Origin of the sequence: Arthrobacter globiformis (assembly GCF_030815865.1) — a bacterium.
Taxonomy (GTDB): Bacteria; Actinomycetota; Actinomycetes; order Actinomycetales; family Micrococcaceae; genus Arthrobacter; species Arthrobacter globiformis_B.
The window spans coordinates 1,350,600-1,372,119 of record NZ_JAUSXI010000001.1; the positions used below are offsets into that span (position 1 = coordinate 1,350,600).

The following is a 21,520-nucleotide window of genomic DNA, read 5'->3' on the forward strand; positions in this document are numbered from 1 at the left end:
TCTCGGCATGTCCCCTAACCCTATTTTGGACCTTTCCTGCCCGGAAGGACCGCCCGGTTGAGCGCGGGAATTCGGAAAACAATTGACCCGTTGTTGCGCCGAGCCGTGAGTGGGAAAATCTAGCTGCCGATTGGAACCATTAAGGAGCCGGAGATGGCTGGCGGACAAGGACTGATCAAGCGGTTTTACGATGAGGTACTGACAGGCGGTAACTTGTCGCTCCTCGACGAGATGGTGATGGACGACGTCGTCGATCACGAGGAGGGCATTCCCGGCCAGCCGCCCGGGAAAGAGGGGATGCGGTTCTATGTGAACGCCGTCAGGGCCGCTTTTCCCGATCTGGCGGTCAAGACCTCCGAACCGGCGCTCGCCGACGGGAACTTGGAGGCCGCGCAGACCGTCCTTACGGGAACGCACCAGGGCGACTTCGCGGGCGTGCCGGCCACGGGCAAGTCGGTGGAATTCTCAGGCATTGACATCATCCGTGTACAGGACGGCAAGGTGGCAGAGCACTGGGGATCGACGGACACAATGAGCCTGATGCAGCAGATTGGAGCCGTGCCAAAGTAGGGCCGAATTAGGGACCCGTAAAAACCAAGAAGTACGACGACGGCCGGCGACGCGCGCCGTCGTCGTGCGTCTTCACGGCGCGTCTTCCGGGACGCGCCGTGGCGTCCCCGTGCCCCCTCCCAAAGCCCTGTATCATCCCTTCAGGGGGCGGTGACGCCAAAGCGTCAAACCGGGGGACAGCAGCAGATGTGCAAGCCATAAAGCCTTAAGCAAACGGGCTTCCTGAAGCCATGTGCCGCTGTCCGGCGACGTGTCATTCACCACAGAATTTCCGCTCACGAGGCGGTCGTTCTGTAGTGGATCAACCGCTCGACCCAGTCTTCCGCACCCCCCTCCGCACTGCCCACCCTCTTCCTCACTCCGCCACCTCGGCGACCCCTGCCGTCGCCTGCCCTGAAAGGACCGCAATGAGCCACCCTGGCCCAACCCCGCCACCGCCGCCTTCCGACTACACCACCTACGGCGCGCCTCAGTATGCGAACGGGCAGTTGTTGGACGGGCAGAACGCGGGGCAGGCGTATCCGGGGCAGTACGGGGCTTTCACGGGGCAGTACGGGGTGGAACCACAGAAGTCCTTCCTGGTCACTTGGCTGTTTGCGCTGCTCCTTGGCGGTCTTGGCGCGGACCGCTTCTACCTCGGCAAGACCGGCACCGGCATTGCCAAGCTGCTGACGCTGGGCGGACTGGGCTGGTGGGCGCTCGTGGACCTGGTCATCACGCTGGCCGGGAAGCAGACGGACAAGCAGGGGCGACCGCTGGCAGGGTACGCGCAGCATAAGAAGGTGGCTGTTGTGGTCACTCTTGTCGTTTTGGTGGTCAACCTGGTGATTGGCGTGTTCAGTGGGATTGCTGCCGCCGCTGTTGTCGGGCAGGCCTCCACCCCGCCGATCGTCACCGCCGCTCCTGTGACGTCGGAGAGCGCCGCCTCGGATCCCTCGGCGGATCCGGCGAGCAGCGGGGAAACTGCAGGGGAGGACCGGCCGCACCTGGCGGCGCAGACGCTGACGGGTACCGGCGACGACGTCAAGAAGGTGGACCTCAAGGGCGTCCCCGCCGTGGTGACGTTCACGTGCAAGGCCTGCAGCGGCAACACGGTCCTGGAAACCAACGGACATGAGATGCTCCTGGTTAACGCCGTTGGCGCGTACGCAGGCTCGCACCTCGTGGACACCAGCACCGCTGCCACCACCGAGTTCGCCATCAGCGCTGACTCCGCTTGGACGCTGAAGATCGAGGACATCGACAGCGTTCCCACCTCAACAGACAAGGCGAGCGGCCACGGCGACATGGTTCTCTACTGGGATGCGTTTAGCGACAAGGCTGCGGTCACCAACAAGGGCGAAGGCAACTTCGTGGTGCAGGGCTTCGGCAGCGAGGTTCCCGAGCTCGCCGTCAACAAAATCGGCGACTACAGCGGCACCGTGAAGCTCACCCCCGGCTTCGTCCAGGTCAACTCCGACGGCGACTGGACCATCGCCGCGAAGTAGCACTCCGCCTCGCAACCAGAAGGCCCCGCGGGACTTGGCACTTGTGCCTGGGTCCGGCGGGCCTTTTGCATCCGCTGGTTGAGCCTGTTTCGAACCGCCTGCCGCCGGTTGAGCGTGTTTCCAACCGTTGCCGCTGGTTGAGCCTGTCGAAACCTGTGGCGGCCTTTTCCTAGCACTTACTGTCACACCTCGGCGCCGTTAGCTGTTAGCTGATAGCTCCGTGTTGGGCGCGGTGGGACTCCTGATCCAGGAGGAGAGGATGCGGAATTTCTCGTGGGTCGCGGATCCGGGTTCCGCGGACCAGACAATCAATGTCTGATCGGGAAAACCGACCCGCTGAAACGCGTCCCAGTCGATGGTGAAGTCGCCATGTTCAGGGTGGCGGATCGTTTTGGTCCCGAACTCCTGCCTGGCGACATTGCGGGCTGCCCACCACCTGCGAAATTGGGGGCTGGAAAGTGAGAGTTCTCCAACGATGGCCGCGAGCCTGGGATCGGTCGGGTTATCAACGGCCTGCATCCGCAGGAGGGCCACATTCATGCGGGCCATTGATTCCCAGTCCTCGTAGTAGTCCTTCATCCGCGGATCAGTGAATGTCATGCGGATGAAGTTGCGTTCGTGCGGTGGCAATTTGTCGATGTCCAAGAGCACTGCGGCGGCCAAGGGGTTCCAGGCGAGGATGTCGAAGTATTTGCCGACGACGAACGCTGGACTGTCTGTCAACTGATCCAGGAGCCGCTGGACCTTGTGCCGACTCAAGCAACTGGCAACATGCCCGCCCGGATCGTGAGGCAGGCACATTGGATCTTTCGTATCTGCGGTTAGTGGCCTGGTTGGATTACCTTAGCCGCGGCAGGCTCCGAAATCGGCTGCCTCTAGGCTCGATCAGCGGCCCAGCCATGGTGTGACATGCACCCCCAGTTATCCCGTGATAGGCGTGGTAGTTCGACCGGAAACGGGCAAAGACCAAACGGACACACTGGGGGTCTGATGGAAATGCATGTGCGAAGAACAACGGTCGCGGCGCTGAGCGTGCCGCTTCTGCTAATGACAACGACTGGTGTCGCGGGAGCGCAGGAAACAAAACCACCGGAGCCCACGACGACCATCAAGTGCGAGGAAGCGGCGACTGGCGGGACGGCACCTCTGTACGACGGCACGTCCGCGTCGTACATGTACGACGCGCGCTTCAAGCCATGCCGGATCTGAGCAACAAGGAACTCAGCGACCACACGCCGCAGGGTGTCGCCTGGTGGAAGAACTGGGACGGCAAGGGCAACAATCTGCTGCTCGTCTCAACCTACGGCAAGGGCAAGGCGCATATCGTCGGCCTCGATCCGAATGCCGGGGACAAGACCGTGGCGACCGTCGACATCGAGCCGAGGGACGACGACAAGCACCAGACTCACGCCGGTGCCATCGCGCTGAACGGCCAATGGGTATTCGTGGACGGCCCGAAGAAGGATGGCTGGCACACGATCCGCAAGTACAGCCTGTCCAGTCTCAGGGCGGCGATGATGGCGAAAGCCGGATCCGTCAGTACGGGTGGCGAGGACCGCAAGGTCTACGGCGCGTCATTCATCACCATCGACGGCCGCCATCTGTACGCGGGCAAGTTCAGCGACAAGCACCGTGACTGGATGTACAGCTACACGATCGCTGACGACGGATCCCTGACCTTGGACAGGAAAGCAGACGGAAACGGCTTGCGCTGGGAGGTGCCCCAGTGGACGCAGGGCGTGGCAGTCGCGGATGGACGCTTCCTCTTCAGCACTTCAAGCGGGCGCAAGTTCCGCAGCAACATCTACGTATCTAACAAGGGCGAAACGAATCTCGACAGGGCGTCCGTGCGTTGCTTCCGCGCGCCCAGCATGGCTGAAGGAATCACCGCCACACCGGAGGGCGAGGCGTACCTGCTGTTCGAATCCGGTTCGTACAAGTACAACGGTGTCAGCGGAAACCGTGCGATCAATGTGATCAACGGCGTGCACAGGGCCAAACTCAGCACGCTGACGTCCCTGCCAGGTGGCAAGATCCATCTCGGAACTCTGCACTGCGTTGAGCAGGAGGACTTCGTCGGCGATGATGAGATCCGGATCAGGGTCGAGGATCAGAACCTGGGGAAGTCCGTGCAGATCAGCGAGGGCGACAAAAAGGAGATCGACAGAACAGTCCAGTTCACCGGCAACGTTTCGGTGAAGCTCTATGAAAACGACGTCGAGGGCGACGACTACCTCGGTCAGCAGGTCCTCGAACCCGGCGGCAAGGACGGGATCATGGAGTTCACGAAAGACGGCGCCAAGTACCGGTTGAGCCACAGCGTTTCCTGAATCGCCCGCGGCGGTGCGTTCAACCCGCGGTGTTAGCCAGCGCGCCAGCCAGGTCCCGCAGCGACGCCACCGTGTAGTCCGGTTCAGCGAAGTACGCCGGGTAGGGCGCGCCCGAGCGGTTGATCCACGCGGTCCTGAGCCCGGCCCGCGCGGCGCCGTGGATGTCCCAGGGGTGGACCGCTACCAGGAGCATCTGCTCGGGATCAGTTCCGCAGGCCGAGGCGGCATAGTCGTAAGCGGCACGGGCCGGTTTCCACGCGGGGGCGTCCTCGACGGACAGCAGACGGTCGAAACTGTCCCCGATTCCGGCGGCGGTGAAGAGCTTTTCGGCGACGCTGGTGGAACCGTTGGTCAGCGTCACCAGCCGGTACCCGGCAGCCTTCAGGGCGGACACTCCTTCCGGCACGTCCGATTGGAGTCCCAGGCCGGCCATGCCTTGCATGATGTGGTCGACGGCGGCATCCGTCCCCATGTTCAGGTCCAAGCCGCCGAGCAGCCCGCGAAGCGCCTCGGCCCCGATTTCGGCGAAGGCCTTATTGTCGCCGGCCGCGGTCAGCGCGAAGCCGTCGCGCAACAGCGTGGCGAACCACAGCTTGGCGAGCGACCCCGGTGCGCCGGTTTCGGCGAATTTGGCGGCCAGCGGAGACATGTCGGACAGGGTTTCGTTGACGTCGAAGACCACGACGGAGGGTTGGGTCGGCACGGAGCGGCTCCTTCTGCGGCGGCTGGTCATGCCCAGTCTTTCGCTCCGGAAGTCTCGGTGCTAGTGGCCCATGGACTTTGGTTTGGAAAGTGAACAGCGGGCCGCCCCGAAAGGGACGGCCCGGCGTCGTGCTTCTGGTGGTCGAGCCTGTCGAAACCCTTGATCTCGACAGGCTCGATCAGCGGCTTCCCGGCAGACTCGATCAGCGGTTTCTGGACAGGCTCGATTAGCGGCTTCCGTAAGCCTTCGGCAGCTTCAGTCCGCGCTGGTCCATGAGGGTGCGCAGGCGGGTGGGGTAATCGGTGATGATGCCGTCCACGCCGAGGTCCATCAGGCGGGCCATGTCGGCGGTGGTGTTCACGGTCCAGGGGATGACGGGCAGGCCGAAGTCGTGGGCCTCGGCGATCATCTGCGGGGTGACGGAACGGAACGTGGGGGAGATGACGTCGTAGCCCAGGGCCTCGGCGGCCTTGGCCAGGGAGCCGTCGTAGTCGTCGATGTCGATGCCGCCCAGCTCGGGTGCGGCGCCGGGCCTGCCCACCTGCAGCCAGGCGTCGCCGCTGGAGAGTGCCGCGACGGGTAGCTGCGGGGCGATCTTCCTGGTGTAGTTCAGCGTGGACCAGTCGAACGACTGCACCGTGGTGCGGCCGGACATGCCGGCCATGTAGATCTCCGTGACCACGGCCTTGGTGAGCGCCAACGAGCCCTCGCCGCCGGCCTGGCCGTCCTCCACCTTGGTCTCCACGTTGAAGCGGACCTTCTTGGCGCCGTAATCGCGGACCAGCTGGAACACGTCCCTGAGCTCGGCGATGCGGTTGCCCTCGATCACCTGCTGCTCCGGGTAGCCGGCCAGCTGGGTGTAGCCGCAGTTGAGCGTCTTGATCTGGGCCAGCGACAGCTCCGCCACCCGGTCGCCCGCGTACGGGAACTCGGGGTCGTTTGGCTTGGCCGGCGCGGTGTCCGCGCATTTGTTGGCCTGCATCGTGTCGTCGTGCCAGACGATGACCTTCCCGTCCTCGGTCAGGTGCGTGTCCAGTTCGAGCGTGCTCACGCCCAGCTTCAGCGAGTTCGCGAACGCGGCCAGCGATTCCTCGGTCCACTCGCCCCGGCCGCCGCGGTGCGACTGCAGGTCGAAGGAGCCGTTGCGCTCGTTCGTCGTCATGGCAGAGGCGGCGCTGCCGGCAGTGTTCGACGACGGCTTGCCGGCGTCCGCCGCCGGGGCGGCGACGGCGGGTCCCGCCGTCGAGCCAATGGCTGCGGTAAAAAGTGCGACGGCGGCCGTTGCGGTCAGGACTTTGCGCATGGTTTTGGTTCCTCCCGGATGACGGTAGCCGGCGCTGAGCCGCCGACCCGTTCACCCTAGGGAGGCCAGATGGCGCGCGGCCTGCGGGGAGTTGGCGGGCAGGTTAACAAGTTGGCTGACTGATGCGCCGGAAGCCCGAACAGCACGTCCTTGTCAGATGCTGTCCAGGGCAAAGCCTCTCGGCGGGAAGTCGTGGCTCGGTCTTTGCACCTGCAGCGGCTGGCCTATCACCAGCTTCCAGCTCATGGGGGTTCCGTTCGCTGGGGGCATGATGCTCCCCTCGGTGATGAAGTGCTGGGTTGCCTCGTCATTGAGGGGTGCCCACCAGCCGTTCGCCGGGCAGTGATCGCCGGTCCGCGGTCTAGGTGTCCGGCCGTTGCTGCTCGACCCGGTGTGCTGTAACTGGATGCGCTTCTTCATGATTCGTTCCTTGGGAGGCTTTCTGTTTGGCGGATGAGGTGAATGCCGGGGTGGCTTGGGCCGCGACCAGGTTGTGCCGGTCGATTGCAGGGGGCAGGTCGTGGGCTTCGGAGACGGAGTGGTGCGCCACGTGGCCTGCCTGTCCTTGAGGCTTGTGCATCTAACTCGATGACTAATGAGCCGGGCTAATCACTTTTGAAACCGGAGCGCAACAACATTCTTACATTCGGATTGTTGACAATGATACAGCGGCCTCCTAGATTTATGTAACCCGCATCACAGGATGATCAGTTCCTGCTTAGGTGCCCGGCTGGTCCGGGCGGATGGAGTTCATATGACAGTCAACATTTCACGGCGGAACCTTCTGCGGGGCGCGGGGGTGGCGGCACTCGGCGCCACTGTTGCGGGCTGGGCCACGGGCTGCTCCAGCGTGCCAGTGGGCGGCCCGGCGACAGGGGCTTCGAGCAACCTGTTGGAGACGGCGAAGTCCCAGGGTTTCATCCGGGTGGGCATCGCGAACGAGCCGCCGTACACCCAGGTCAGCGCGGATGGAAAAGTCACCGGCTGCGAGCCGGACGTGCTGCGCGCCGTGTGCAAACGCCTCGGCATCAATGATGTCCAAGGGGTCATTACGCCCTACGAATCCATGATTCCCGGCCTAAATGCCAACCGCTGGGACGTCATTGCGGCCGGCCTCTTCATGAAGGAGTCCCGGTGCGGACAGGTTCTCTACTCGGAGCCCGTCATCGTGTCCACCGAGTCCTTCGCTACACCGAAGGGCAACCCGAAAGGGATCTTGACCGTGGCCGACATCCTGGCCGACAAATCGCTGAAAGTAGCTGTCCTGCCGGGCGGTTTTGAGGAAGGTGTACTCAAGACGGCCAACGTACCTACCTCCCAGCAGGTCAAAATCAATGATGGGCGCAGCGGGCTCGAAGCGCTTAAAGCAAACCGCGCCGATGCCTTCATGCTTCCCACGCTGTCTCTGACGGCCTTGGCCAAGGACGACGCGAGCTTCGACGTCACCAAGCCGGTGGACGACGCGCCGCGGACAGGCTCCGGGGCTGCCTTCCGCAAGTCCGATACCGCCTTCCATGAGGCTTACAACGAGGAACTCGCCGCCTTCAAGAAGACGCCTGAGTTTGCAGCCATCCTGACCAAATGGGGATTCGACGCGACGGTCGTGGAGGGCGTCACTGCCCAGGAGCTATGCCAGACCGCCGGCTGATGCGCCTCGCGCTGAAGAGGAGTCGCGTATGTCCGCTGTAATCGACTATGCACCGCTGCTGTGGCAGGGCCTCCTGACCACCATCCTGGTCACGGTGCTCAGCGGTGCTCTTTGTGTGGTGGTCGCCTTCGCGGTAGGGCTGGCACGCCTGTCCCGGCACCGGTTCCTGAGCTGGCCCGCCGGCATCTTCATCGAGGTGTTCCGCGGTACATCCCTGTTGGTGCAGATGTTCTGGCTCTTCTTTGCATTGCCGTTCTTCGGGATCCAGCTTCATCCGGTGACTGCCGCGGTCCTTGCTCTTGGGCTAAACGAGGGCGCGTATGCTGCCGAAGTGGTGCGGGGCGCCATTGCGAGCCGAGCCAAGGGCCAGACCGAGGCGTGCATCGCCCTCGGAATGGAGCCGGCGCTCAGGCTGCGCAGGATCATCATCCCGCAGTCAATTCCCGCCATGCTGCCTCCTTTTGGCAACGTCATGGTTGACCTGCTCAAGAACACCTCCCTGGTTTCGCTGGTCACCGTGGCAGATCTGACCTTCAGCGCCCAGATGATCCGCAGCACCACAGGGCAGACGACGGCGATATTCCTCACCATTTTGGTGGTGTACTTCGTACTGTCCTACCTGCTGACGCTCCTGACGGGATGGTTGGAACGGCGCTTCGCACTGGACCGCAAGGCCGTGGCCGCCCAGCGTAAGGAAAGCCGTCTCATGAAGGTAGGTGCAGCATGATCTGGGATAGCAACTTCGCTATTTCAGTCTTTCCCCTGCTCCTGGAAGGACTTGGCGTCACCGTTCAAATCACGCTGCTGGGCACGTTGCTCGCCGCCGTCCTTGGGTTGGTCTTCGCTGTCCTTCGAAGGCTTGCCATTCCGGTCCTCTCGCCGGTGGTTTCCTTCCTTGTGGTTTTTGTACGCGGGACGCCGCTGCTGGTTCAGGCCTATTGCGCCTTTTTCGTACTGCCGGCCTACGGAGTCAGCTTCGACGCTTTGACCACCGGCGTGGTGGTCATCGGCATCAACTACAGCGCGTACATGGCTGAGGTCTACCGCAGCGGAATCCAGGGTGTTCCCAAGGGCCAATGGGAGGCGGCAACGGCGCTCAGCCTTCCCGGTGCGCGTACTTGGGGGCGGATAATCCTTCCGCAGGCGATCCGCACCGTGGTGCCCATGCTCGGCAACTATCTCATCCAGATGTTCAAGGACTCGGCCGTCCTGTCCGCCATCACCGTCGTGGAGCTCATGGCTACGGCACAGGCCATCGGCAGCTCAAACTTCCGCTACCTGGAACCGCTCACCATGGCCGCCCTGCTGTTCCTGGCAGTCAGCTACCCGGCTTCCCGGCTCGTAAACAGATTGGAGAGGCGCTATGCGCCCCAGCACTGAACCCCAACCCCGGAGCGTGGGCACTGCCCTGGCTCCGGAACCGATTATCCGCTTCGAGAATGTCAGCAAGAACTGGGGATCAAACCACGTCCTCCAGTCGCTGAACTTCGAGGTTGCTCCTGGTGAGAAAGTCTCCATCATTGGCCCTTCCGGATCTGGCAAGACCACCATTTTGCGCATTCTCATGACGCTTGAGACCCCCAGTGAAGGGCTGGTAAAGGTCGACGGCGATGTGCTGTGGAATGTCACGGCAGGGCAGAGGGTCCGCGAAACCCGGCAGCTGCGCGAGACGCGGAGGAAGATCGGGATGGTTTTCCAGCAGTTCAATCTCTTCCCGCACATGACCGCGATGGAAAACATCATCGAGGCACCGATCCACGTTCTGGGAATGAACAAGGCCGAAGCGCGGGAGCGGGCCGCAGACCTGCTCAATCTCGTAGGGCTTGGGAAGCACATGAACCACACCCCGCCCCAGATGTCCGGCGGTCAGCAGCAGCGCGTGGCTATTGCCAGGGCACTGGCCATGCGGCCGAAGGTGCTGCTGTTCGACGAGCCCACCTCGGCCCTGGACCCCGAACTGATCGGTGAGGTGCTGAACGTGATCCGGAACCTGGCCCACACCACCGACATGACCATGCTGATGGTGACGCACGAAATGCGGTTCGCCGAGGAGATTTCAGACCGCGTGGTGATGTTCGATAACGGTGCCGCCGTGGAGAGCGGACCGCCTGCTCAGATTTTCAAGGACCCGAAGCAGGAGCGGACCCGGACCTTCCTCCGGGCTGTGCTGCAGCACTGATAGGGTCCTGACACTTCGCGGGCGCTGGCCCGGGCTGCTCGGTGACGCCGATGCTGCCCGGGCCAGCGCTTGATTTTTATGCGCTGCGGATGGTGGCCAGTAGGGATATTTCAACCGGTGCGCCGTCGGGCAGACTGGAAACCCCGACGGCGGCACGCACCGGCCGCCCCCGGTCACCAAAGTATGAAACCAGCACTTCGGACGCGCCGTCCATCACCCGCGGATGCTCCGTGAAGTCGCTGCCGGCGCAGACATAGCCGGTCATAGAGACAATCTCCTCGATGCGGTCCAAGCCGCCGGCATGTGCAGCCAAGGACGCCAAGCAGTTCAGCACGGCCGTGGCCGCGGCCGACCGTCCTTCCTCCACTGTCAGGTCCTGGCCCACGCGGCCGCGGTGTTCCAGCATTCCCTGCACGGCAGACGTGTGCCCGGCTGTATAGAGGACGCCGTGTGCTTCCCGGACGGGTACGTAGTTCCCGGCGGGCTGGGGGGTGGGGGGAAGCGCGCGGACCGAAGTTTTATTTTCATTCATAACGAGTCATTGTAGACAATCGAACAAATATGAGAAAGTGACGTATGACACTTATACCTAACCCCGCTCTGGCACCCGCGACGGATCCGCAGGGTCCGCAACCCTGGCAGGATATCGGCGTCGTCTGCCCCTTCGATATGGCCCTTGACCACGAGTTGTGGCGCTGGATGCCCGACGGGGTGAACCTCGTTTTTACCCGGACTCCCTATTACGACCAGCCCGTAGGCCTGGACATGGCCGAGGAGATCAGCGACCACGGGGAAATCCAGGACGCCGTCCGCAGCCTCGTGGCCATCCGGCCGGCAGTGGTGACATATGCCTGCACGTCCGGCAGCTTCGTGCACGGCGTCGAGGGGGCCAGGAAACTTTCGGCGGCGATGGTCCAAGCGGGAGCGCCAGCAGCAGTGACCACCTCGGAGGGTCTGTTGATGGCTTTGGACGCCCTGGGTGTCAGCAGGGTTGCGGTCGCCACACCCTATCTCGCAGAGCTTACAAACAGGCTGGCGTCATTCTTGGAGCAGGGGGGGAAGTCGGTGGTCTCGCACGAGGGGCTAGGGCTGGACCGGGACATCTGGACGGTCCCGTACGCCACCACCTGCGAGCTGATCCGCCAGGCGGACCGCCCGGAGGCCGAGGCCGTCTTCGTAAGCTGCACCAATCTGCCCACCTATGACCTCATTGCCCACATGGAACGGGAATTGGGGAAGCCGGTGATCACGGCCAACCAGGTCACGGCATGGAGTGGGTTGCGGCTGATGGGCCGCGAGGCTGTAGGTCCAGACCAACTCTTGCTCCAGGCCGGGGTCAAGTAGCCAGATCTCCGCTTCTTCCTGAGCGCGCCAGACAAGTAAAGACCTCCTGGCCGGCGGATACCGCTGGCCAGGAGGTCTTTTTAGTTCGCTGTGGTGGCCTGTATTAGGCGGCGGTCTTCTGCAGAGGGCGGAACAGCGTGCCCAGCTGGTCGGAGTGCACAGTCCGGCCGGCGAGCTGCAGTCCATACCAGGCGGTCACCTGATTCGCAGTGAGCACTGTCTTTCCGAGTACTGATTCCAGTTCGTTGATCCAGCGGACCGTGTGCAGGGCGGTGTCCGGAATCAGGACGGCCTCAGCCTCGGGAGCGTTGGCGCTGAGTGCCAGCTCAATCACGCTGTCGTGGTCAAGTTCGCCGGCGTCCTCTCCGGAGGCGATGTCATGGGAAGCCATATCAAGGACTTCGATGCCCTGGTGGCCAAGCAGTTCCACAAAGTGGCGGGAGACATCGTCGGGGTAGGTCGCGGAGATGGAAACCTTTGTGATGCCCAGGTGGCGCAGTGCTGCGGCGAAGGCCAGCGAGGTGGAAGACGTAGGAACGTTGATTGCGTCCTGGATCTCCCGCGCCTGCTGGTGTGCGCCGTCCCAGCCGAATACAAAGCTGCCTGAGGTGCACGCCCACATGACGGCGTCCGCTGCATGCTCGCGGGCAATCTCGCTGGCGCCCGAGAGCAGCCGCTCGGGCTTGCCCAGATCCAGGAGTGCCTCCACCTCGTGGGTAGTAATCTCATCAGGATCGCCGACTGAGGTATGCACCACCGGGAGACGGATGTCATCTCCCAGGACTGACTCGAGGTAGGGGTATTCGTCCTCGGCGCTGTGGCCGGGATAAAGCATTCCGACAGTTGTCATTTCGCTCCTTTGCGACGGGCCGCGTGGTACGGCATGGGGCTGTTCAGTGTCATGGAAATAGCATACAGTTGGATTGTCGACAATCGAAAGGCTCTGAGGGGCGGAATGCTGGCAGTTCTTCTGAGTCTGGTTCGAGGGTGCCCTAATGGAATCCGTGGCTCGGATGAAGAGCGTCTTTGTTGAAGAGTAAAATGCCTATTGTCAACCATGAGACATAGGCTGTCCGCAGGGCGGCCTTAAACTTGAACCAGTCGCCAGGAGTCGATTTCCTGGAAGCAAGAACGGAAACAGCATGAAAAGGGGAGCCTTAGACCCGGTTGTGCAGGAGTCCACTCCGGCCATCATCGCCAGGAAAATCCGCGATGCCATTGCCCGCGGTGACTTCGCCCCCGGCGTCCAGCTGGGTGAAGCGGAACTCGCAAAAGAGCTGGGCGTTAGCCGCGGGCCCCTGCGGGAAGCCATGCAGAGGCTCACGCAGGAGGGTTTGCTCGTGAGTTACCGGAACCGGGGCCTCTTTGTGGTGTCGATGGATCAGGACGACTTCCGTGACATCTACTTGGCCCGATCGGCGGTCGAGGTTGCAGCCATCAATCGGGTGGCCGGCACGGACCCGGAGGGCGGTGCCGCCAAGCTTATGGAGGCCGTCCGCGCGATGGAGGCTGCTGCCGCAACGCCAGACGGCCAGGCAATCACCGAGGCTGATATGCGTTTTCATGCACTCCTGGTTGAGCTGGCCGGCAGTCCGCGGCTTAAGAAGATGCATGACACGCTTCTGACGGAGACGCAGATGTGCCTTAATGCGCTCAAAAGCACCTACGACACGGCGGACAAGCGCATCTCCGAGCACAAGGGAATTGCAGAGGCGATCTCGCGGGGGGACTCAGATCTCGCGGAGAAGCTGCTGGCTGAACACATGGATGACGCGCTGATGCGGCTTATCCCGTAGCGTGCCCGTTCATCCATAGCTGGGTCCGTTGAGGGCCGTCAGACCCAATGGTCTGGCGGCCTTTTCGCATTCCCTGCCCTTTGCCTGACTTAGGCGGCGAGTGCAATGCTTTCCCCCCATTGTCAACAATGAGACAGTCCGGTAGTGTGATGAGCGATACATTTCCCACCAATCGAGGATTGACATGTCAGAAACACAACCGCTTGGAGCTGGCTCCGGCGCAGGGTTCGTGACTCCGGAGGAAAACTCACCAGCAGGCAAGAAGGTTCTGCGCCGCGCCATCGCTGCCTCAGCAATGGGCAACGCCACTGAGTGGTTCGATTACGGCGTTTACGCCGTGGCCGCCACCTACATCGCAGCGAACTTCTTCCCGGGCCAAGGAGCAATGGGAACCGTCTGGACGCTGGCCACTTTTGCGCTGTCCTTCCTCGTGCGACCTCTCGGCGGGCTGTTTTGGGGCCCTCTCGGTGACAGGGTTGGGCGCAAGAGGGTACTCGCGCTGACCATCATCCTGATGGCGGCCTCCACCTTCGCCATCGGCCTGCTGCCGACCCAGTCTGTGGCCGGCTGGATAGCCCCGGCCCTGCTGATCCTGCTGCGCATGGTCCAGGGGTTCTCAACTGGAGGCGAGTACGGCGGCGCAGCGACCTTCATGGCCGAATACGCGCCGGATAAGAGGCGCGGCTTCTGTGGAAGTTTCCTGGAGTTCGGTACCCTGGGCGGGTTTGCGCTCGGTTCGCTCGTCGTTCTGCTCTGCAGCCTGCTGCTCGGCGACGGGGCCATGACCGAGTGGGGCTGGCGGTTGCCGTTCCTTATCGCCGGGCCTCTCGGTATCGTCGGCATGTACCTGCGTAACCGGCTGGAAGACACTCCGGTCTTTCGTGAGCTTGAGGCCAGCGGAGAGCTGGAACCGGCCACCAGCACTGCCCTCCGCGACCTTCTCCGCCATTACTGGCGGCCCATGTTGGTGGTGGCCGGCCTGGTCATTCCGCTTAACGTCGTCAATTACACGCTGCTCAGTTACATGCCCACCTACTTGGAAGGGACCGTGGGCATGGGCGCCAACACGGTGCTGACGCTGATGTTTGTGGGCCAGCTTGTCATGATGCTGATGATTCCGTTGGCCGGGGCCCGCTCGGACAAGCTTGGACGAAAGCCGATGTGGTTCATCTCGCTTATTGGCCTTTTTGTCATGGCCGTCCCCATGTATATGGTCATGGCCAATGGCTTCTGGTTCGCGATGCTCGGATTCGCTGTCCTGGGCCTGCTGTACCTCCCGCAGCTGGCCACAATCTCCGCTACTTTCCCGGCCATGTTTCCCACGCAGGTGCGGTTCGCCGGCTTCGCAATCACCTACAACGTGAGCACCGCAATCTTCGGCGGGACCGCTCCCATGATGAACGAGCTTCTCGTCAGTTCCACGGGTAACGTTCTGATGCCGGCTTTCTACATGATGGGCGCCTGCCTCGTGGGTCTGGTCGCCGTGTGGAAAATGCCGGAGACCGCCGGAGCCTCACTGCGGAACATGAAGATTCCGGGCATCAAGAAGCTCCCCATCCCGCGCGGGTTGGAACGATAAATCCAGCAAGGCCGGTTTTAGCCCGCGGCGGGCGCCTGAAGCAATTGTTCAGGCGCCCGCGGCGGGCTTTTTGGCGTGCCCAGCATCGGCTCACGGGTGCTGGTGACCACTGTCGATCCGGGCATGCCCGGGATGGGAGGGCCCGACGGCGGCCGGCTACCCAGGCGGTCAGCTCCCGGCGGCGGCCGGCTACCCGGGCGGGTCAGCTCCCGATGGCGGGTCAGTCCAGGATGGTGATGGACGGCGACGGCGATGGGCCGGAGACCGGCAGAAGCGTGCCAGGTAGGACTTAAGAACCGTCAGACTAGGCCTTAAACGGAAAAAGCAGGGGCGCCATATGCAAAATGGCGCCTCTGCTTTCCTGTTTCCCCGTTCGTGAACTTCGCGGAGGGGACGTTGTGCGGCTACCTGTGGTGGGCGGCGAGGCGTGCAGGCCGTTCCGTACCCCAGGCTGCCGCCTTTTCGTACGTCTGTGCAGCCCGAAGCACCTTGCGGTCGGCGTGCCGAGGGCCGATGATCTGCAGGCCCGCCGGGAGGCCGGCCGCGGTGAAGCCGCAGGGAACGCTGATCGCCGGCTGCTGTGTCATGTTGAACGGGTAGGTGTACGGAGTCCAGCTGGTCCAGTTGGGGGAATGCCAGCCTTCAGGCGCATCCAGATCCCGGGGGAAAGCGGGGATGGGGAGGGTGGGCGTCAGGAGCAGGTCGTAGGTTTCATGGAACAGCCCCATTTTCACCCCAAGGTCCATACGCACAGCGGTGGCACCAAGGAAGTCAGAGGCGCTGATCTCGCCCTGCTCCTGGATGGAACGGCGCAGCCCGGGATCCACCTTGTTGATGGCGTCGGGGCCATAGGCCTCAAGCACCTTGGCAGCACCCGCGAACCACAGAATGTGGAATGCCTCCACAGGATCCTCGATGCCGGGATCCACTTCCTCGATGACGGCGCCGGCGTCCGTCAGCACATCCACTGCGGCCCGCACCAGCCGCTCGATCTCCGGGTCGTTGATGCCGAAACCCAGCGTGGGGGAGAAGGCGACACGCATCCCCTTGACGCCGTCGTCCAGTCCGTCCAGGAAGGACCCTGCCGGCGTCGGGAGGGCGGACCAATCGCGCGAATCGAAGCCCGTGATCACATCCAGCAGCAGGGCGGTGTCTTCCACGGTCCGGGTCATGGGCCCGGCATGGGCAAGGGTTCCGAACGGGCTGGCAGGGAACATGGGAACCAGTCCGTAAGTGGGCTTGATGGCCACCGTTCCGGTGAATGCGGCCGGGATGCGCACCGAGCCGCCGCCATCCGTACCCACAGACCAGGGGCCCATTCCGAGTCCCACGGCCGTGGCGCTGCCGCCGCTTGACCCGCCCGACGTCAGACCCTGGGCCCGGGGATTGCCGGTGGAGCCGTGGCGAAGGGAGTCGGTCACTCCCTTCCAGGCGAATTCCGGCGTGGTGGTCTTTCCAATCAGTACGGCGCCTGTTTCCCGCAGCCTCGCCACGCAAGGCGCGTCCTGATCCCAAGGCGCATCGGCATTGATCAGGTTGGTGCCGCGCAGCGTGGGCCGGCCCCGCGTGTAAAAGATGTCCTTGATGGAGGTGGGGACGCCATCACCAGGGCCCAGGGGTTCGCCCTGTCGCCACCGGGCTTCGGATTCGCTGGCCTCCTGCAAAGCACTCTCTGCCTCGACGGAGACGAACGCGTTCACGTCGCCGTTTCCCGCCTCAATGGCGTCCAGGGCAGCCTGGGTGGCCTCCACAGGGGAGACTGTGCCGTTCCGGTATCCCGCCAACAGCTCCACTGCTGTCAGATCGGTAAGATCACTCATTCTTGTTCCTCCTACTGGTTCCGCTGGGGTTCCAGGGTTGCTCGTGGTTAAGTGCGCCGGGGGCTTGCAGCATCAAGAAGGGCACACCTGCTCGTAGGATTGTTGACATCAACTATAGGGAGAAAACGACTCCGGGAACAGGCGGCGGCCTGTTCCCGGAGGAAGACGTCTTTACTGCGGCGGTGCCGCCGCCCTAGAGGCGGGGGAGGGCCATGTACTTGATCTCCAGGAACTCATCCAGGCCAACGCGGCCGCCTTCACGGCCGAGACCGGAGGCCTTGATGCCGCCGAAGGGAGCGGCGGGGTTGGAGACAATGCCGGTGTTCAGGCCCACCATGCCCACCTCCAGCTCCTCGCCCACGCGGAAGGCGCGGTCCAGGTCCTGGGTGAACAGGTAGCTGGCCAGGCCCCAGGGGGTGTCGTTGGCCAGCCGGACAACTTCCTCTTCAGTGTCGAAGGGAATCACGGGGGCCACCGGGCCGAAGATCTCCTCGCTCATCAGCGCCGCGTCCGGGCTGACGTCCGAAAGAACCGTGGGGGAGTAGAAGTAGCCGCTGCCCTCGGGGCGGGAACCGCCGCAGACCACGGTGGCACCCTTGGCAACGGCGTCGTCCACCAGTTCCTGGACCTTGTTCAGCGCCTTCGCTTCCACCAAGGGCCCGACGTCGGTACCCTCCTCCGCGCCGTCGCCCACCTTGAGTGCGCCAAGACGCTTGGCGAGCCGGGCCGAGAACTCGGCGGCGACCGAGCGCTGGACGAAAATGCGGTTGGCGGCGGTGCAGGCCTCGCCCATGTTCCGCATCTTCGCTGCGAAGGCGCCTTCGACGGCGCGGTCCAGGTCGGCATCCTCAAACACGATCAGGGGCGCGTTTCCGCCGAGTTCCATCGAGGAACGCATGACGTTCTTTGCCGCCTGTTCCAGGAGCCGGACACCCACTCCCGTGGATCCGGTAAAGCTGACCTTGCGGGCGATGCCGCTCTCCATCCAGGGGGTGACCACTTCGGATGCCTTGGTGGTGGTGACCACATTCAGCACACCCTTGGGCAGTCCGGCCTCGACCAGGATGTCCACCAGCGCCAGGGAGGACAGAGGCGTGAGGTTGGCGGGCTTGAAGACCATGGTGCAGCCGGCCGCGATGGCAGGGCCGATCTTGCGGGTGCCCATGGCCAGCGGGAAGTTCCACGGCGTCACCAGCACGCAGGGGCCCACCGGCTCCTTCGAGACGAGAATGCGGTTCTTGCCGTCACCGGTGGTGGTCAGGTCGCCGCCGATGCGCACGGCCTCCTCGGAGAACCAGCGAAAGAATTCTGCCGCATACGCCACCTCGCCCTTGGCTTCGGCGAACGGCTTGCCCATTTCGGTGGTCATGATGAGCGCCAGCTCGTCCTGCCGGGCCATGATCAGGTCGAAGGCGCGCCGCAGAATTTCGCTGCGCTCGCGGGGCGGGGTCTTGGCCCACTGCTTCTGCACGCGGCCGGCGGTTTCGATAGCCCGGCGGGCGTCCTCCGGGCCGCCGTCGGCCACGGTGGCGATGACTTCCTCGGTGGCCGGGTTGACGACGTCAAACCGGGCGCCGGAAGCGGCCTCGGACCATTCGCCGTCGATGAACAGGTTGGTGCTCACCTTGGCGACGGCGTCCAGAGCCTTCTGCGAGGTCCGGGAGTTGGTGGTTGCCTGGATGGTCATGAGTGATCCTTTTCTGCTGTGGAAGGGAGTGGCTGGCGGCTGGCAAAGTCTGCCTGTTCGCCGGGGTCGAGGAGTTGGGCCAGATGGCGGCCCGGTCTGGAACTGTCGAGTTGCTGCACCTGCATGGCACAGGAGAACCCGTCAGTGAGGACCACGGAATCCGTATCCGTCTGCCGCAGGGCGGGGGCCAGGGACTGTTCGGCCACCTGCATGCTCACGTCGAAATGCTCCTTTTCGAAGCCGAAGTTCCCCGCGACGCCGCAGCAGCCGGTGGCATCCACGACGTCGGCGACGCCCACGGCGCCGAGCGCCGAGCGCTGGGTGCCGGCGCCGAAGACGGAGTATTCATGGCAGTGCGTCTGCAGCACCACCCGGTCCGGCAGCGGCTGCGCGGGAGCCGGTGTCCATCCTGACTCGGTAAGCTCTTCGATGTGGGATGCGAAGCTGCGCACCCTGGCTGCGACCCTGCGGGCCTGGTCCGTATGGACCAGCTCGGGAAGGTCCTTGCGCAGCGCGGCGGCGCAGCTGGGTTCGACCACCACGATCGGACGGTCCGTCCCGTCGTCGAGCGCGACGGCGGCGTTGCCCAGCAGCTTCCTGGCCGTATCCAGCTGTCCGGTGGAAATCCATGTCAGGCCGCAGCAGGCGTCCGCGGAGCATTCGGTGGCGGAACCCGTGCTAGCCAGAACCCGTGCCGCTGCTCCTGCCACCTCCGGCCGGAAGCCGCGGGTGAAGGTGTCCACGAACAGGACCACGCCGTCCCCGCTTGGTGGGTTGCCGCCGTCACCGGGCTTGCGGACAGGCCCGACGCCGGCCGCGGCCACCTCTCGGCGCCACTCGCTTGCTCCCGCGAAGCGGGGCAGTGCCCGCTTGGTGGTGAGACCGCCCAATGCGGACGCTGCCTTAGCCATGGGCGTGGACATTACGGCATTGACCAGCGGCGCCATCCGCCCGGTGACCTTGAGCCAGCGTGGCAGCCAGCCCAGGGAGTAGTGCGAAAGCGGGCGCCGCTTGCCGTCGTAGTAGTGGGAAAAGAACTCGGATTTGTAGGTGGCCATGTCGACGCCGGTGGGGCAGTCGCTGGAACAGGCCTTGCAGGAAAGACAGAGGTCAAGTGCCTCGCGGACCTCCTCGGACTTCCAGCCTTCCTCCACCGTGCGGGCCCCGCGGACCATGTCCTGCAGCACGCGCGAGCGGCCGCGGGTTGAGTCCTTTTCGTCCTTGGTGGCGCGGTAGCTCGGGCACATTACACCGCCGGCATCCGTGCGGCAGCGGCCGACGCCGATGCAGCTCTGGACGGCATGGACCCAGGGGTCCGCGCCGCTGCCAGCAGAAGTATCGGGGGAGTCGGTCTCGGCCAGCGAGCCGCCGCCGGCGCCGAGCGGGCGGAGATCGAAGCTGGTCCGCCACTGCCGCTGCGGAACACCGTCGAGGGCAAGGTTGGCGTCCATCGCGTCCGCCTCGGTCAGCGATCCCGGATTCAGGATTCCTGCAGGGTCCCAGATGCGGCGGTAGTCGCCGAAAGCCGCCAGCATGCCCGGCGAGTACATCATCGGCAGGAGTTCCGAGCGGGCCCGGCCGTCGCCGTGCTCGCCGGAGAGCGAGCCGCCGTGCCGAACCACCAGTTCGGCGGCTTCGCGCGTGAACTTCCGGAAAACGTCCCGGCCTGCCTCGGTGCGCAGGTCGTACGTGATGCGGATGTGCATGCAGCCGGCACCGAAGTGGCCGTACATGACACCCTTGAGGTCGTGGCGTGCGAGGAGTTCGCGGAAGTCGAAGAGGTAGTCGGCCAACCTTTCGGGTGCCACGGCGGAGTCCTCCCAGCCGGGCCAGGATTCACCTCCGGTGGAGAGCCGTGCAGAGAGCCCGGCGCCGTCCTCCCGCACACGCCACAGGGATGCGCGCTCGATGCTGTCAGGAACTGTTCGGCCGTCCACCAGCCGACCGTTTTCCTTCAGGCGGGCAAGCAGGCGGTCCGCTTCGGCCTGAACCTCGCCGGGGTTGTCGCCGTCGAGGTCGACATAGAGCCAGGCCTTGCCCTCGGGCAAGCCAAGCACGGAGCGGTCCCCGCGGCGGAAGCGCATGGTGTCCACGATCGCCTCGTCGATGCCTTCCACGGCAGCGGGGGAGAACTCCAGGATGGTCCCGATGTCTTTGGCTGCATCCACCACATCCGCATAGCCCAGGCAGACCAGCAGGGCGCTGGCAGGTTTGGGGACCAGCTTCATCCGTGCGCCCACGATGACGGCGCAGGTCCCTTCAGACCCGGCCAGGGCGCGGGCCACGTTGAAGCCCTTTTCCGGCAACAGGTTGGCCAGATGGTAGCCGGAGACCTGGCGCTGGATGCGTTCGAGCTCGGTGCGGAACCCGGCCAGGTTGTTGTGGGCCAGTTCCTTGAGCTGCACCGTGAGGACAGCAGCGCGCTGTTCGGAGTCCGCGTCCGCGGGATCGGTTGCGCGCAGTCCGGTGGCCGTCGCGGTGAGCCGGGCTCCGTCGGAGGTGACGACGTCGATCTCTGCCACGTGATCAGAGGTCCGGCCGTAGCGGACGGAGTGATTGCCGCAGGCGTCATTCCCTAGTGACCCGCCGACGGAAGCACGGTTCTTGGAGGACGGGTCCGGGGCAAATGTGTAGCGGTGGCCCGTTGCCTTCTCGACTTCACGGGAGAGGACGGCGAGGACGACTCCCGGGTCCACGGCCACCGTGCCGGCGGCCTCATCGATGCGGTGGATGCGGTTCATGTGCCGGGAAAAGTCCAGGACGACGCCGGGACCCATGGCATTCCCGGCCATGGAGGTTCCGCCACCGCGGCCGATGAGCGGCGTTGCCGTTTCGCGGCAGGCGGCAACAATGGCGATGACGTCTTCGACGGTGTGCGGGAAGACCACGGCCAGCGGTGCCACCCGGTAGTTGGAGGCGTCGTAGGAGTACTCGGCGAGGCGGCGCGGCGAACTGTCCGCTGCCACGCCGGCCGACGCCAGGCGTGCCAGGACCGCAGGCTGCGTGGTGTCCTCACCTTGCTTGCCGGCGTCCGTTGCCGGGGTCGCTGGGGGATGTGCGGCGTCAATCATGGA

19 protein-coding genes are annotated in these 21,520 nt (G+C 64.1%); 10 read left to right on the plus strand and 9 right to left on the minus strand.

Annotation, left to right across the window (positions count from 1 at the left end; translation table 11 throughout):
• The first annotated feature begins 153 nt into the window (after positions 1-153).
• Together QFZ33_RS06285 and QFZ33_RS06290 are read left to right on the plus strand one after the other, a co-directional pair.
• Positions 154-570: an ester cyclase gene (locus QFZ33_RS06285; protein ID WP_307025817.1), complete on the plus strand. Its 417-nt coding sequence runs from the start codon at positions 154-156 to the stop codon at positions 568-570.
• Positions 571-977: 407 nt separating this feature from the next.
• The gene (locus QFZ33_RS06290) at positions 978-2,057 is read left to right on the plus strand and encodes a TM2 domain-containing protein (protein WP_307025818.1); all 1,080 of its coding nucleotides are present in this window, start codon (positions 978-980) and stop codon (positions 2,055-2,057) included.
• Positions 2,058-2,255: 198 nt separating this feature from the next.
• Here QFZ33_RS06290 and QFZ33_RS06295 read toward each other — a convergent pair whose 3' ends face one another.
• Positions 2,256-2,858 carry an MmyB family transcriptional regulator gene (locus tag QFZ33_RS06295; RefSeq protein WP_307025819.1) on the minus strand — a complete coding sequence of 201 codons (603 nt, stop codon included), beginning with the start codon at positions 2,856-2,858 and terminating at the stop codon, positions 2,256-2,258.
• Positions 2,859-3,253: 395 nt separating this feature from the next.
• Here QFZ33_RS06295 and QFZ33_RS06300 point away from each other — a divergent pair, with 395 nt between their 5' ends.
• The gene (locus tag QFZ33_RS06300) at positions 3,254-4,387 is read left to right on the plus strand and encodes a hypothetical protein (RefSeq protein ID WP_307025821.1); all 1,134 of its coding nucleotides are present in this window, start codon (positions 3,254-3,256) and stop codon (positions 4,385-4,387) included.
• A gap of 19 nt (positions 4,388-4,406) precedes the next feature.
• Here QFZ33_RS06300 and QFZ33_RS06305 read toward each other — a convergent pair whose 3' ends face one another.
• The 3 genes from QFZ33_RS06305 to QFZ33_RS06315 all read right to left on the minus strand — a co-directional run bounded on the left by QFZ33_RS06305 (position 4,407) and on the right by QFZ33_RS06315 (position 6,813).
• Positions 4,407-5,090 carry a haloacid dehalogenase type II gene (locus QFZ33_RS06305; RefSeq protein WP_307025823.1) on the minus strand — a complete coding sequence of 228 codons (684 nt, stop codon included), beginning with the start codon at positions 5,088-5,090 and terminating at the stop codon, positions 4,407-4,409.
• Between the two features lie 226 nt (positions 5,091-5,316).
• Positions 5,317-6,393, minus strand: coding sequence for a glycerophosphodiester phosphodiesterase family protein (locus tag QFZ33_RS06310; RefSeq protein ID WP_307025825.1), 1,077 nt, complete (start codon positions 6,391-6,393; stop codon positions 5,317-5,319).
• Positions 6,394-6,546: 153 nt separating this feature from the next.
• The gene (locus QFZ33_RS06315) at positions 6,547-6,813 is read right to left on the minus strand and encodes a hypothetical protein (protein WP_307025826.1); all 267 of its coding nucleotides are present in this window, start codon (positions 6,811-6,813) and stop codon (positions 6,547-6,549) included.
• 334 nt (positions 6,814-7,147) lie between these two features.
• Between QFZ33_RS06315 and ehuB the strand changes: the two genes are divergently transcribed.
• The 4 genes from ehuB to ehuA are packed head-to-tail and all read left to right on the plus strand — an operon-like array spanning position 7,148 to position 10,220.
• The gene (gene ehuB / locus QFZ33_RS06320; protein WP_307025828.1) at positions 7,148-8,041 is read left to right on the plus strand and encodes an ectoine/hydroxyectoine ABC transporter substrate-binding protein EhuB; all 894 of its coding nucleotides are present in this window, start codon (positions 7,148-7,150) and stop codon (positions 8,039-8,041) included.
• Positions 8,042-8,069: 28 nt separating this feature from the next.
• Positions 8,070-8,768, plus strand: a complete 699-nt coding sequence (gene ehuC / locus QFZ33_RS06325) for an ectoine/hydroxyectoine ABC transporter permease subunit EhuC (protein ID WP_307025830.1) — start codon at positions 8,070-8,072, stop codon at positions 8,766-8,768.
• Positions 8,765-9,421 (plus strand): ectoine/hydroxyectoine ABC transporter permease subunit EhuD, encoded by a 657-nt coding sequence (gene ehuD, locus QFZ33_RS06330; protein ID WP_307025832.1) that lies wholly within the window; start codon positions 8,765-8,767, stop codon positions 9,419-9,421. Before ehuC ends, ehuD begins: the two co-directional genes overlap by 4 nt.
• Entirely contained in the window at positions 9,405-10,220 is an 816-nt protein-coding gene (ehuA, locus tag QFZ33_RS06335) for an ectoine/hydroxyectoine ABC transporter ATP-binding protein EhuA (protein ID WP_307025834.1), read from the plus strand. The genes ehuD and ehuA overlap by 17 nt, the downstream gene beginning before the upstream one ends.
• 76 nt (positions 10,221-10,296) lie before the next feature.
• Here ehuA and QFZ33_RS06340 read toward each other — a convergent pair whose 3' ends face one another.
• Positions 10,297-10,752: a RidA family protein gene (locus QFZ33_RS06340; protein ID WP_307025836.1), complete on the minus strand. Its 456-nt coding sequence runs from the start codon at positions 10,750-10,752 to the stop codon at positions 10,297-10,299.
• A gap of 44 nt (positions 10,753-10,796) precedes the next feature.
• Here QFZ33_RS06340 and QFZ33_RS06345 point away from each other — a divergent pair, with 44 nt between their 5' ends.
• On the plus strand, positions 10,797-11,564 hold the full coding sequence (locus QFZ33_RS06345) for a maleate cis-trans isomerase family protein (RefSeq protein ID WP_307025838.1): 768 nt from the start codon (positions 10,797-10,799) through the stop codon (positions 11,562-11,564).
• 103 nt (positions 11,565-11,667) lie between these two features.
• Here QFZ33_RS06345 and QFZ33_RS06350 read toward each other — a convergent pair whose 3' ends face one another.
• Positions 11,668-12,414 carry a maleate cis-trans isomerase family protein gene (locus QFZ33_RS06350; RefSeq protein WP_307025840.1) on the minus strand — a complete coding sequence of 249 codons (747 nt, stop codon included), beginning with the start codon at positions 12,412-12,414 and terminating at the stop codon, positions 11,668-11,670.
• A 292-nt stretch (positions 12,415-12,706) separates the two neighbouring features.
• On the opposite strand from QFZ33_RS06350, the gene QFZ33_RS06355 reads away from it, so the two are divergent.
• Both QFZ33_RS06355 and QFZ33_RS06360 read left to right on the plus strand, forming a co-directional pair.
• Positions 12,707-13,360, plus strand: a complete 654-nt coding sequence (locus QFZ33_RS06355) for a GntR family transcriptional regulator (protein WP_190607915.1) — start codon at positions 12,707-12,709, stop codon at positions 13,358-13,360.
• Between the two features lie 184 nt (positions 13,361-13,544).
• Positions 13,545-14,939 carry an MFS transporter gene (locus QFZ33_RS06360; RefSeq protein ID WP_307025843.1) on the plus strand — a complete coding sequence of 465 codons (1,395 nt, stop codon included), beginning with the start codon at positions 13,545-13,547 and terminating at the stop codon, positions 14,937-14,939.
• A 404-nt stretch (positions 14,940-15,343) separates the two neighbouring features.
• Here the strand turns inward: QFZ33_RS06360 and QFZ33_RS06365 are convergent, their stop codons facing one another.
• From QFZ33_RS06365 to QFZ33_RS06375, 3 genes are all read right to left on the minus strand, one after another.
• The gene (locus QFZ33_RS06365; protein ID WP_307025845.1) at positions 15,344-16,759 is read right to left on the minus strand and encodes an amidase; all 1,416 of its coding nucleotides are present in this window, start codon (positions 16,757-16,759) and stop codon (positions 15,344-15,346) included.
• A 193-nt stretch (positions 16,760-16,952) separates the two neighbouring features.
• Positions 16,953-18,446 carry an NAD-dependent succinate-semialdehyde dehydrogenase gene (locus tag QFZ33_RS06370; RefSeq protein WP_307025847.1) on the minus strand — a complete coding sequence of 498 codons (1,494 nt, stop codon included), beginning with the start codon at positions 18,444-18,446 and terminating at the stop codon, positions 16,953-16,955.
• Positions 18,443-21,517, minus strand: a complete 3,075-nt coding sequence (locus QFZ33_RS06375) for an FAD-binding and (Fe-S)-binding domain-containing protein (protein ID WP_307025849.1) — start codon at positions 21,515-21,517, stop codon at positions 18,443-18,445. Before QFZ33_RS06375 ends, QFZ33_RS06370 begins: the two co-directional genes overlap by 4 nt.
• Positions 21,518-21,520 lie beyond the last annotated feature (3 nt).

Excerpts from the sequence above, each read along its gene's own strand:
- QFZ33_RS06285 (WP_307025817.1), top strand. The coding sequence starts at position 154 with ATGGCTGGCGGACAAGGACTGATCAAGCGGTTTTACGATGAGGTACTG.
- QFZ33_RS06290 (WP_307025818.1), top strand. The coding sequence starts at position 978 with ATGAGCCACCCTGGCCCAACCCCGCCACCGCCGCCTTCCGACTACACC.
- QFZ33_RS06295 (WP_307025819.1), bottom strand. The coding sequence starts at position 2,858 with ATGTGCCTGCCTCACGATCCGGGCGGGCATGTTGCCAGTTGCTTGAGT.
- QFZ33_RS06300 (WP_307025821.1), top strand. The coding sequence starts at position 3,254 with ATGCCGGATCTGAGCAACAAGGAACTCAGCGACCACACGCCGCAGGGT.
- QFZ33_RS06310 (WP_307025825.1), bottom strand. The coding sequence starts at position 6,393 with ATGCGCAAAGTCCTGACCGCAACGGCCGCCGTCGCACTTTTTACCGCA.
- QFZ33_RS06315 (WP_307025826.1), bottom strand. The coding sequence starts at position 6,813 with ATGAAGAAGCGCATCCAGTTACAGCACACCGGGTCGAGCAGCAACGGC.
- ehuB (WP_307025828.1), top strand. The coding sequence starts at position 7,148 with ATGACAGTCAACATTTCACGGCGGAACCTTCTGCGGGGCGCGGGGGTG.
- ehuC (WP_307025830.1), top strand. The coding sequence starts at position 8,070 with ATGTCCGCTGTAATCGACTATGCACCGCTGCTGTGGCAGGGCCTCCTG.
- ehuD (WP_307025832.1), top strand. The coding sequence starts at position 8,765 with ATGATCTGGGATAGCAACTTCGCTATTTCAGTCTTTCCCCTGCTCCTG.
- ehuA (WP_307025834.1), top strand. The coding sequence starts at position 9,405 with ATGCGCCCCAGCACTGAACCCCAACCCCGGAGCGTGGGCACTGCCCTG.
- QFZ33_RS06340 (WP_307025836.1), bottom strand. The coding sequence starts at position 10,752 with ATGAATGAAAATAAAACTTCGGTCCGCGCGCTTCCCCCCACCCCCCAG.
- QFZ33_RS06345 (WP_307025838.1), top strand. The coding sequence starts at position 10,797 with ATGACACTTATACCTAACCCCGCTCTGGCACCCGCGACGGATCCGCAG.
- QFZ33_RS06350 (WP_307025840.1), bottom strand. The coding sequence starts at position 12,414 with ATGACAACTGTCGGAATGCTTTATCCCGGCCACAGCGCCGAGGACGAA.
- QFZ33_RS06355 (WP_190607915.1), top strand. The coding sequence starts at position 12,707 with ATGAAAAGGGGAGCCTTAGACCCGGTTGTGCAGGAGTCCACTCCGGCC.
- QFZ33_RS06360 (WP_307025843.1), top strand. The coding sequence starts at position 13,545 with ATGTCAGAAACACAACCGCTTGGAGCTGGCTCCGGCGCAGGGTTCGTG.
- QFZ33_RS06365 (WP_307025845.1), bottom strand. The coding sequence starts at position 16,759 with ATGAGTGATCTTACCGATCTGACAGCAGTGGAGCTGTTGGCGGGATAC.
- QFZ33_RS06370 (WP_307025847.1), bottom strand. The coding sequence starts at position 18,446 with ATGACCATCCAGGCAACCACCAACTCCCGGACCTCGCAGAAGGCTCTG.
- QFZ33_RS06375 (WP_307025849.1), bottom strand. The coding sequence starts at position 21,517 with ATGATTGACGCCGCACATCCCCCAGCGACCCCGGCAACGGACGCCGGC.